This is a genomic window from Chryseobacterium antibioticum, from assembly GCF_012927325.1.
In the GTDB taxonomy this organism is placed as follows: domain Bacteria; phylum Bacteroidota; class Bacteroidia; order Flavobacteriales; family Weeksellaceae; genus Chryseobacterium; species Chryseobacterium antibioticum.
On the sequence record NZ_JABBGI010000032.1, the window covers coordinates 45,473 to 55,625 of the forward strand.

Below are 10,153 nucleotides of genomic sequence, written 5' to 3' on the forward strand. Positions count from 1 at the left end.
TAGATAACAAATAACGTATATCGAAATTAAAACAATAAGAAATATGAAAAAATTATTATTAACATTCGTGCTGTCTCTGTTTGGCGTATTATCGTTTGCACAGATTGAAGGCAAGTGGAAGACTATGGATGATGAAACAAAGCAGGCTAAATCTGTTGTGGAGATCTATAAAAAGTCAGATGGAAAGTATTACGGAAAAGTTTCTCAGCTGCTTATAAAGCCTGCAGATCCAAACTGTTCTTCTTGTAAAGATGACAGAAAAGGAAAACCAATCTTAGGACTGGAGATCATCAGAGGGCTTAAAAAAGACGGTAATGAATTCACAGGAGGAACAATTACAGATCCTAAAACAGGTAAAACTTACAAATGTACCATCACAAAAAGTGGTGACAAACTGAATGTAAGAGGATATATGGGAGTTTCCATACTAGGAAGAACTCAGATTTGGGATAAAGTAAATTAACCCTATTTAAATAGAATTTTAAGACGGCATTTCAGCAATGAGATGCCGTTTTTTTATTTTTTTTTGAAAAAATATGTAACGAAAATAAAAACTTTCCACTCATAAGGTATGAGCACAGAACTGGAGAAAACTTTTGTTGATTTTTTTAAGCCCAACCAGAGGCTTATCCACAAAATATGCAGAATATATACAGATAATGTTGAAGATCATGAAGATCTCTTTCAGGAAATTACCGTCCAGCTCTGGAGATCTTTTCCCGGATTTAAAGGAGAAGCTAAATTTTCAACATGGATGTACAGAGTTGCACTCAACACAGCGATGACTCTTTTCAGAAAACCAAAGAAAAGAGAACTAAAGCACGCTGATGTAGACGTTTCCTCTTTGAAAATAGAATATGAAGCATATGAAGATAATGAGCACAAACTGAAAAAAATGTACAAAGCCATCTACGAACTATCCGATGTAGAAAAGGCTTTAATCATGATGTACCTGGAAGATAAACCGTATAAAGAGATTGGAGAGATCCTTGGGATAACAGAAGGTAATGCAAGGGTGAAGATGAACAGGGCAAAGAATAATTTAAGATCCAAAATAAGCACAAGATAATATGGAAGAATTAGAACTTTTGAAAAAAGACTGGAATAAAGATAAAGGAGAATTTAAAGATTATTCTGAAAATGAAATTTATTCCATAATCAAACACAGGTCCGTTTCTGTGACAAAAACATTATTGGTGATTGGTTTAATAGAAATTATGTTGTGGTCGGTGTATGGATATATTAATGGAGAGTTTCCTTATCTAAGAATCATCCTGTTTTCCGGATTTATAATCCTTACCGTTTTATTGTTCCGGAGATTGAAAACCGGAAAGAATTCCCTGTCATTGATGAAAAACATTCTGGATCTGAGAAAGCTGATCTTAGGCTATGCAGGAATTTCTTTTTTTCTGGTTATTCTGGATAACTTGATTCATTTTGATTTCTATACAAAGGATTTTATGGCAGGTGCAAAAGATGGATGGAATAAAGGACACCATATTGTAACCCATACCAATCCCGAAAGTATGGATCCTGAATTGGGAAATTATGCTTTGTTTGGATTTTGTATGCTTGTCAGCTTTTATCTTTTGTATCTGATTTATAAAAGAACGTATGGCAAAATTCTGTCCGATCTCAGAAAAAACTACAGAGAACTGAGCCAGGCGGAAGAAAAACCTTTTTAATTCAATTAATATTTAAGGCATCTCATTCAATGAGATGCCTTTTTTGTTATGTTAGTAATAAAAAAACACTATTTTTGTAGTCTAAATTTTTCAAATAAATATGGCAGAATATACTTTTCGTGAGGTAATTGCACAAGCAATGAGCGAGGAAATGCGTAAAGACGAATCCATCTTTTTAATGGGGGAGGAAGTTGCAGAATACAATGGTGCGTATAAAGCTTCAAAAGGAATGTTGGATGAATTTGGTCCTAAAAGAGTAATCGATACACCCATTGCTGAGCTTGGTTTTACAGGGATTGCTGTAGGTGCTGCGATGAATGGTAACAGACCAATTGTAGAGTATATGACGTTCAATTTCTCATTGGTAGGTATTGATCAGATTATTAATAATGCGGCTAAGATCCGTCAGATGAGTGGTGGTCAGTGGAACTGTCCTATCGTTTTCAGAGGTCCTACTGCTTCGGCAGGACAATTGGGAGCTACACACTCTCAGGCTTTTGAAAACTGGTTTGCCAACGTTCCTGGTCTTAAGGTAGTCGTTCCTTCAAATCCTTACGATGCGAAAGGATTGCTGAAAACAGCTATTCAGGATAATGACCCGGTTATTTTCATGGAATCTGAGCAGATGTACGGAGACAAAATGGAAATTCCTGAAGAAGAATATTATTTACCAATCGGAAAAGCAGATATCAAGAGAGAAGGTACAGACGTTACTTTAGTTTCTTTCGGAAAAATCATGAAGCTGGCTATCCAGGCTGCTGAAGATATGGCTAAAGAAGGAATCTCTGTAGAAGTGATCGACCTGAGAACAGTTCGTCCTCTGGATTTTGATACCGTTTTAGCTTCTGTTAAAAAAACAAATAGATTGGTGATCCTGGAAGAAGCGTGGCCATTTGGTTCAGTATCTTCTGAAATTACTTACATGGTACAGCAAAAAGCATTTGATTATTTAGATGCTCCTATCAAGAGAATTACCACTCCTGATGCACCTGCACCATATTCAGCTGCACTGTTTGCAGAATGGTTCCCTAAACTTGAAAAAGTGAAAGAGGAAATCAAAAAAGCGATGTACGTAAAATAACTATTATAGAGAAAAACTTCCGAAAGGAAGTTTTTTCATTTATTCTATTCATGAAGAATAGTTCTTGACGTCATAAAATTAGTATAAATTTGCGCGTTTAAAAAAAATAAGCTGACATGGCAGAAGTTACAGAAGAAGGTTATCATTTTGACATAAAAAAACTTTCTTTTATTGGAGTTTTAGTCTCTCTCGGAATTGTTTTCGGGGATATCGGGACATCACCGCTTTACGTAATGAAAGCGATTGTAAATGCAAGAGATGGGGGTAGCAATATGCCTTTCAACGAATACATAGAAGGAGCTCTTTCCTGTATTATTTGGACATTGACTCTTCAGACTACAGTAAAATACGTAGTGATTGCTTTAAGAGCAGATAACAAAGGAGAGGGAGGTATTTTAGCCTTATTCTCATTAGTTAAAAACCTTAAAAAAGGATGGCTCTATCTTATTGCTATTATAGGCGCAGCTGCACTTGTTGCAGATGGTGTGATCACACCGTCACTTACCGTGATGTCTGCTATTGAAGGTCTTGAGATCTATAATCCGCATACCCCTGTTGTTCCTATTACTATCGGAATTCTCATTGTTATTTTCGTGGTGCAGCAGTTTGGAACCAGTTTTATCGGGAGATTTTTTGGTCCTGTAATGGTTGTTTGGTTTCTGGTACTAGGTGGATTGGGTGTCATGCATTTGAGCGAAAATTTGGAAATTCTGAGATCTTTCAACCCTTATTATGCCTATAAACTTATTGCTAACTCTCCTAGTGCCATTGTAATTCTTGGTGCTGTTTTTCTTTGTACAACGGGGGCAGAAGCTCTTTATTCAGACTTAGGACACTGTGGTGCTAAAAATATAAGAGTAAGCTGGGGCTTTGTGAAGATCATGCTGATTTTAAACTATCTGGGACAGGGAGCATGGCTTTTAACTAATCATGCAAAACCGGGCTTTTCTGTAATCAACCCATTTTTTGGAATCATGGAAGAATGGATGATTGTACCAGGAGTAATTTTGGCAACTGCAGCAGCAATTATTGCGAGTCAGGCCTTAATTACAGGTTCTTTTACCATTTTCTCAGAAGCAATGTCTCTTAACTTATGGCCTAATCAAAAAATCGATTATCCTTCCGGGGTTAAAGGACAAATGTATATTCCAAGAATCAATTGGGGTCTTCTGATTCTATGTATTATTGTAGTGCTCCATTTCAGAGAATCAGGAAAAATGGAAGCTGCCTATGGACTTTCCATTACAGTCACAATGCTGATGACAACAATTTTGCTTATTTTCTGGCTATTAAAACATAGAGTAAGTAAAGTATTAATTCTATTCTTTGCCTTGATATATCTGTCTATTGAACTAGGATTCTTTAGCGCAAATATCATCAAGTTCATGGAAGGCGGTTGGATCACCGTAGTATTGGCTGGTTCTATTGGGATCTCTATGTACGCTTGGTATAACGGACGACTGATAAAAACAAGATTTATCCAGTTTGTGAAAATTGAGAAATATGTATCTATCATAAAAGATATGAAACTCGATGAAAGCATTCCAAAATATGCGACCAATCTTGCCTATCTGAGCAGAGCCAAAAGAAATGATGAGGTAGAATCAAAAATCATCTATTCCATCATCAAGAAACAACCGAAAAGAGCAGATCATTATTTTATATTAAGTATTGTCAATCAGGAAGATCCGTATACTTTCAAATATACCGTAGATGAAATCTTACCCGGAACAGTATATAAAGTCAATTTCCTTTTAGGATTTAAAGTAGACCGCAGGATCAATGACTATTTTAATATGGTATTGAAAGATCTTATGGCAGAGGGAACCATTCCGTCAAGAAGCAGCCATCCATCTTTAAGATCCCATAATATTCCGCCAGATCTGAAGTATGTGATTATAGATAATACATATATTAACGATATACTTTTAACTGTTAAACAGAAGATTACACTCAATATCTACAACTTTGTGAAGTACATCGGAAGTGATGACTTTAAAGCGTGGGGAGTATCGTCACATAACGTGGAAGTGGAGTCTGCACCCATTACAGAACTGACGGTTTATGACAACAAGATTGAGCAATCTGGCTTCTTCCGTCATAATTCCTAAAGGTCCGGACACCAAACCAGGCGGTGTATTTAAATAAAAATCAATAAATTTGTAGATAATTTTTTTGATGGATACAATACAAAAAGAAAAAAATATTGCCTTGATCAAGGATGTTTTAAGAAACTACTTATTAGAAAAGGGTTTCAGAAACACTCCTGAACGATATACGATATTAGAAGAGATTTATGGTATGGATCATCACTTTAATGTGGATGATCTGTATCTTTTGATGATGCAGAAGAAATATCATGTTTCAAAAGCAACCATTTACAACACTATTGAAATTTTCCTTGATGCCGGTTTGATCCGTAAGCATCAGTTTGGAGAAAAAACATTGACCTCCTCATCTTATGAGAAGTCTTATTTTGACAAGCAGCATGACCACTTGGTGATCTACAAAAAAGGCTCTGATAAAGAAATTGAAGAGATCATAGAATTCTGCGATCCAAGAATTCAGGGAATTAAAGAAGCAATTGAAGAAGCCTTTGGCGTAAATATTGATTCGCATTCGCTGTATTTCTATGGCACTAAGAATGATTAATTAATGAGAATATTTCTTTTTCTGTTACTTTTTATTTCTGCGTTCAGTTCCGCACAGGACAATAAAACCACGCAGATGGATCCCTATATTCAAAATAAAGGTAAACCTTTACCGGCAGTACGACCTGAAGATAAGGTGAAGATCATCCATGCCGATGAATTTAAAAAAGACACCAAGTACGAAGGAAGCCAGTACATGGTAGGTCACGTGCAGATAGAGCATCAGGGATCTATTCTTTATGCCGATGAGGTTATTATTTATAACGATCAAAGTCTCGTAAAAGCGATTGGTAATGCAAAGCTGCAGAATGCAGACGGTTCCGTCATTACTGCCCACGAAATGGAGTATAATGGAGTTACCCAGAAAGGAGTGGCCAAAAAGGATGTAGTTCTTACCGATCCTAAGCAGACCATCAAAACTGATATTCTTTATTACGACAGACTTGCCAATCAGGCGTATTTCAATACCGGAGGAACGATTTATGAGGGGCAGAACGTTATGTACACCAAGTCTGCAACCTATTTTCTCAATACCAAAATGATAGATTTTGTTGATAATGTAAAAATAGATACTCCGGATTATATTATAGACGGAGTCAATATCAAACAAAATCAGAATACAAAAGTTGCTGAGTTTTTTGGACCTACGACGATCACCAACCGAGCGAATCCTAAAAACCGGATTTATACAGAAAGAGGAACTTACAGAATGGAGACCAAGGAAGCTTTCCTTACTAAAAACTCCAAAATATTTTATAATGATAAGATCCTTACCGGTGATGATATGTATTTTAATAATATCACAGGTTTCGGTAAAGCAACCGGGAATGTTACTCTTGACGATCCTATAGAAAGGAGGTACCTCAAAGGAGGATACGGAGAGATTTTCCAAAAGAAAGATTCTGCCATGATGACCAAAAGTCCTTATGCCGTTAAAATCATGGAAAAAGATTCCATTTATTTTGCAGCAGAAAAGATTCTCTCTTACCAGAGACCGGATTCGGCAGATATTACCATAAAGAAAAGCTTTTTAAGAGCTTATAAAAAAGGACGTATCTATAAATCAAATGCACAGGGTAGAGCAGATTCCATTGCCTTTAACGAGACAGATGGGATCATGCATATGTATACAAAACCAATTCTTTGGAGCGGTGAAAAACAGGTAACCGGTGATAAAATTGAAGCCTACTTCAATACCAAAACGGAAAATATAGATTCACTAAAAGTCATTGGAAATGCCTTTGCGATAAGCAAAGTAGATTCCTTGAACCTTAAAGATGAATTTAACCAGGTGAAAGGAAAGTTTATGACCGTTTACTATCAGAATAACGAGATTAAAGAAGCTAGAGTAGTCGGAAATGCCCAATCGATCGCTTACGTAGATGATGTAGATCAGGAAACAAAACAGCCGCAGAGAATTGGTATTACGCTTTCTACCTGTGGAATCATAGGGGCCTTGTTTGAAGAAACCGGATTGCAAATTATCTCATGTAGCATCGGAGCCAACTCAGATACCTATCCCATGAGTAAAATAGAGCCGGAGAAAAAAAAGTTCTCCGATTTCAACTGGAATACCAAAGACCGGATCAGAAAATGGCAGGATATTCTTGTAGATAGCCCTAATTACGAAGAAATAAAATATTCTTCTGACAATGAATTGTTTAATAAAGCTCAGGAGGCTATAGATAAAGAGAGAGCCAAAGAAGAAGCTAAAAAACCTAAAAGGGTTAAAAAATAAGAGTTGATTAATTTTAACGCAAACAATACATCACCATTTTCTATTTGAAATGGTGATGTATTTTGCAGTCAAACGATATAAATTTTCAATAAAACGTGAATAATTGCCATTTTTTCAGATTAAAATTAATCCAAAAGTACCTAAAAACCCTTTAAAACCTACGTTTTTTCTCTTCTTTTTTTATTTAACGCTAATTTTTAAAAAGTTTTATCATTTAAGTTATAATATTTTATAAATTTAATACACAAAAAATGATAAAAAATTTAAAAATGAAAATCACCTATTTCCTCTTGGCCCTTGTTTTTTGCTTCATCAAGGTAAGTGCACAGGTTGGGATTGCGAAAACCCCGGGCTTTGAACCTGATACAAGAGCGCTTCTGCATGTAAAACAGGATAATAATGCAGCCCGAATGCCCAGGGCCAATACAGCTGTAGTACTGCCCACATCTGCAGTTGGCACAACAGGGAATGGGACACAGGGTTCCATTATTTTCAATAGAGAAACCGGAAGTATCGTACAGAATGATGGGACCGTCTGGAAAATATCAGATCCTATTGTGACCAGTCTGAAGAACAACAAAATGGCACGTTTTATAAGAAGTGCTGTTGTAACAGCAGATTGCGGAACGTGCGGATTAGGATGTGGAGGTGTCAACAGGCTTTGTCCGCAGGCAGGAGGATCAATGGATGTTCCTTTTACAAGCTCTAGCCCAAGTTATAATGATATTTCAGCAGATGTTTCCCTCGCTTCAGCCACAAGCAATATCATTAATATCAAAACAAGAGGTTTGTATAAAATTTCTTTTAAAAGCGGTGCCATAGATGTTAAAACGCCAGCTCTATGCGTAGGAGTAACCATTAATTTATACTCAAAGGTTGATCTGGAAACAAGTACTGCTGCAGCGCCTGCTACTTGGAGACCTATTACAAATAATACCACCAGTTCTACCAGCGGTGCATTATCCTTAGGTAGCTTAACGCCAGGTGCCATTGATGTGGGACAATCATTAGTGCTCACGTATATAGGGAGTTTTGAGGCGGGTGATAATTTAAGACTTAGATTTTATGGAAACCAGAACATTGGAACAGGGATATGTACCGGCATCATTGGAGGGAATGTATTGTCTTTTTCAATGAATACCACAGGAAATGGTGTATCAGAAATTATTGTTGAAAAAATAAACATGCAATAAGATGAAAAAGATTACATTACTTTTCGTGCTCATTTTTCATTATGCATTAATGGCACAAGTTACTATCGGTAGTAGCACTGTTAGCAATCAAAATATACTGAAAGTTCAGGACGGTACAAGAGGAGTGATCCTTCCATACTCTAATACCTATACCACTTTCCCGAAGTATGATGCGGCATCAACAGATCTTTTTAGCGACTATCCTAATCTTGTAGGAGGTCTTATCTATAATAAAGCTGATGATCAATATTACAAATATGATGGCTTTGCCTGGAATCCTGCAAGACAGTTACAGGGAGTTTTTCAATTGAAAGGCTCAAGATTGGGTATTTCTTCGGGTATTACCATCCCCTGTTTAGCTTTTGGACTTGGAATATGCCTTTCTTTAGGTGCTCCGGTTTATCTTGCACCAGATGATAAAAGTCAAGTTCTTGTTGATAATCTGCTTCTGAAAAATGCGAGCTCCGTGACCATCAAACAAAATGGAATGTATGATATAGCAGCAGCTTTGGGTTTTACCGGTGGGAGCGTAGGAGCCCAAATAGGGATTACAGAATTTAAATTAACACTACAGGTTAAATATACACCGGCTTCGGCTTGGGAAACTATTGTTACCAAGAGTAATTACTCTATCATATTCATCATTGATACTCAGGGAAGTAAAACATCCAGTTTTTCTCAAACGGTATCATTACCAGCTGGTGCTGAACTAAGGGTTGTTCCAACGATAACAACTGTTGGTGGGTCAGGAGGATCTCTGTCTGCTTATGGCACAGATACCAGTTCTGTAAACTCATATATCGGAGCACGTTTAATCAAAGCCTATTAATCATGAAAAAATATATATTCTGCCTGTTCATGTTTCTATTAAACATATATAGCGCACAAGTCAATTTTACAAATATACCCAATCCTGATTCCAATGCTAATGGTAATGATCAGGTAATGATGTATATCACCAATACAAGTGAAGCCACCGGGGTTAAAGGTTTTGGACTGCCGGCTGTTGAAACCGAGACAGATTTACCTTATACAGGAGTAAATACCCCTGCAACCAGGATTGAAGCTTTGAGAGGAATGCTCCTATTTGTTAAAAGTACAGGTCAGGCGATGGTATTCGACGGGCTGGTTTGGAGCAAAGCTTTTGAAATTGAATCTGACAATGTTTCCCGTTTTGGAATCAACCCGGTCAATACCACTTCAGGTTCCGTAATGCTTCCTATTAACTCTTTAATTGATAAACCCAATTTTTTAGCGGATCCGTTAAGACTTAAAACAAATGCAGCTACAACAGGTGCAGATTTGAACAGACTTTACATTCGTGAAAGTGGATTGTACAGAGTGAATGTAAGTCTGAATTTTACCGGAGCTGCGGGCGCATTTAGCAGTAGATTAGGGGCAAGTTTATACGTCAATGACGCTAAGAGATTTCAACTTCTAGAAAATACAGTGAATTTTGACGGGACAATCAGGAAAATCAGTGTGGATTTTTCTGTGTATGCCGTTCAGGGACAGTATATTACTTTAGAGGCGATTTCTGAAGTTGGAGGAACAACAGCCTATAATGTAATTAATAATAGCTACGTAACAGTGGAAAAAGTGTTTTAAAAAACAACATTCTACTTTTTTATTTATGTGTTACCCTTAATTTTTATTAAGGGTATTTTTTTATTCCGGACAGGGCAAACGCATGATAGAAGTCACATAAGATAGTATATAATTATTTGATAATAAATAATTTATCATTAGTTTGTTGAGATAAAATATTGTATATTCATCTGATAATCAATAAATTAATTCATTAT

The 10,153-nt window shown here is 36.5% G+C and carries 10 protein-coding genes; all 10 read left to right on the top strand.

Annotated elements, in window-relative coordinates; genetic code table 11:
* Window positions 1–43: 43 nt before the first annotated feature.
* The 10 genes from HHL23_RS19530 (at window position 44) to HHL23_RS19575 (ending at window position 9,956) form a co-directional block, all read left to right on the top strand.
* Complete coding sequence (locus tag HHL23_RS19530; protein WP_169236431.1) at window positions 44–463, top strand: DUF2147 domain-containing protein; 420 nt, start codon at window positions 44–46, stop codon at window positions 461–463.
* A gap of 108 nt (window positions 464–571) precedes the next feature.
* Window positions 572–1,069 carry an RNA polymerase sigma factor gene (locus tag HHL23_RS19535; RefSeq protein ID WP_169236432.1) on the top strand — a complete coding sequence of 166 codons (498 nt, stop codon included), beginning with the start codon at window positions 572–574 and terminating at the stop codon, window positions 1,067–1,069.
* Window position 1,070: 1 nt separating this feature from the next.
* Window positions 1,071–1,685, top strand: coding sequence for a hypothetical protein (locus HHL23_RS19540; RefSeq protein ID WP_169236433.1), 615 nt, complete (start codon window positions 1,071–1,073; stop codon window positions 1,683–1,685).
* 100 nt (window positions 1,686–1,785) lie between these two features.
* Window positions 1,786–2,766 carry a pyruvate dehydrogenase complex E1 component subunit beta gene (locus tag HHL23_RS19545; protein ID WP_034748438.1) on the top strand — a complete coding sequence of 327 codons (981 nt, stop codon included), beginning with the start codon at window positions 1,786–1,788 and terminating at the stop codon, window positions 2,764–2,766.
* A gap of 116 nt (window positions 2,767–2,882) precedes the next feature.
* The gene (locus HHL23_RS19550) at window positions 2,883–4,877 is read left to right on the top strand and encodes a KUP/HAK/KT family potassium transporter (protein ID WP_169236434.1); all 1,995 of its coding nucleotides are present in this window, start codon (window positions 2,883–2,885) and stop codon (window positions 4,875–4,877) included.
* A 67-nt stretch (window positions 4,878–4,944) separates the two neighbouring features.
* Window positions 4,945–5,418 (top strand): Fur family transcriptional regulator, encoded by a 474-nt coding sequence (locus tag HHL23_RS19555; RefSeq protein WP_169236435.1) that lies wholly within the window; start codon window positions 4,945–4,947, stop codon window positions 5,416–5,418.
* 3 nt (window positions 5,419–5,421) lie between these two features.
* Window positions 5,422–7,155, top strand: a complete 1,734-nt coding sequence (locus tag HHL23_RS19560; protein ID WP_169236436.1) for an OstA-like protein — start codon at window positions 5,422–5,424, stop codon at window positions 7,153–7,155.
* A 269-nt stretch (window positions 7,156–7,424) separates the two neighbouring features.
* Complete coding sequence (locus HHL23_RS19565) at window positions 7,425–8,348, top strand: hypothetical protein (protein ID WP_169236437.1); 924 nt, start codon at window positions 7,425–7,427, stop codon at window positions 8,346–8,348.
* A 1-nt stretch (window position 8,349) separates the two neighbouring features.
* Window positions 8,350–9,177: a hypothetical protein gene (locus tag HHL23_RS19570; protein ID WP_169236438.1), complete on the top strand. Its 828-nt coding sequence runs from the start codon at window positions 8,350–8,352 to the stop codon at window positions 9,175–9,177.
* A gap of 2 nt (window positions 9,178–9,179) precedes the next feature.
* Window positions 9,180–9,956 carry a hypothetical protein gene (locus HHL23_RS19575; protein ID WP_169236439.1) on the top strand — a complete coding sequence of 259 codons (777 nt, stop codon included), beginning with the start codon at window positions 9,180–9,182 and terminating at the stop codon, window positions 9,954–9,956.
* The last annotated feature ends 197 nt before the right edge of the window (window positions 9,957–10,153 follow it).

What these genes read in the sequence shown, in the direction of transcription:
- HHL23_RS19530 (WP_169236431.1), top strand. Translation starts at nt 44, where the DNA reads ATGAAAAAATTATTATTAACATTCGTGCTGTCTCTGTTTGGCGTATTA.
- HHL23_RS19535 (WP_169236432.1), top strand. Translation starts at nt 572, where the DNA reads ATGAGCACAGAACTGGAGAAAACTTTTGTTGATTTTTTTAAGCCCAAC.
- HHL23_RS19540 (WP_169236433.1), top strand. Translation starts at nt 1,071, where the DNA reads ATGGAAGAATTAGAACTTTTGAAAAAAGACTGGAATAAAGATAAAGGA.
- HHL23_RS19545 (WP_034748438.1), top strand. Translation starts at nt 1,786, where the DNA reads ATGGCAGAATATACTTTTCGTGAGGTAATTGCACAAGCAATGAGCGAG.
- HHL23_RS19550 (WP_169236434.1), top strand. Translation starts at nt 2,883, where the DNA reads ATGGCAGAAGTTACAGAAGAAGGTTATCATTTTGACATAAAAAAACTT.
- HHL23_RS19555 (WP_169236435.1), top strand. Translation starts at nt 4,945, where the DNA reads ATGGATACAATACAAAAAGAAAAAAATATTGCCTTGATCAAGGATGTT.
- HHL23_RS19560 (WP_169236436.1), top strand. Translation starts at nt 5,422, where the DNA reads ATGAGAATATTTCTTTTTCTGTTACTTTTTATTTCTGCGTTCAGTTCC.
- HHL23_RS19565 (WP_169236437.1), top strand. Translation starts at nt 7,425, where the DNA reads ATGAAAATCACCTATTTCCTCTTGGCCCTTGTTTTTTGCTTCATCAAG.
- HHL23_RS19570 (WP_169236438.1), top strand. Translation starts at nt 8,350, where the DNA reads ATGAAAAAGATTACATTACTTTTCGTGCTCATTTTTCATTATGCATTA.
- HHL23_RS19575 (WP_169236439.1), top strand. Translation starts at nt 9,180, where the DNA reads ATGAAAAAATATATATTCTGCCTGTTCATGTTTCTATTAAACATATAT.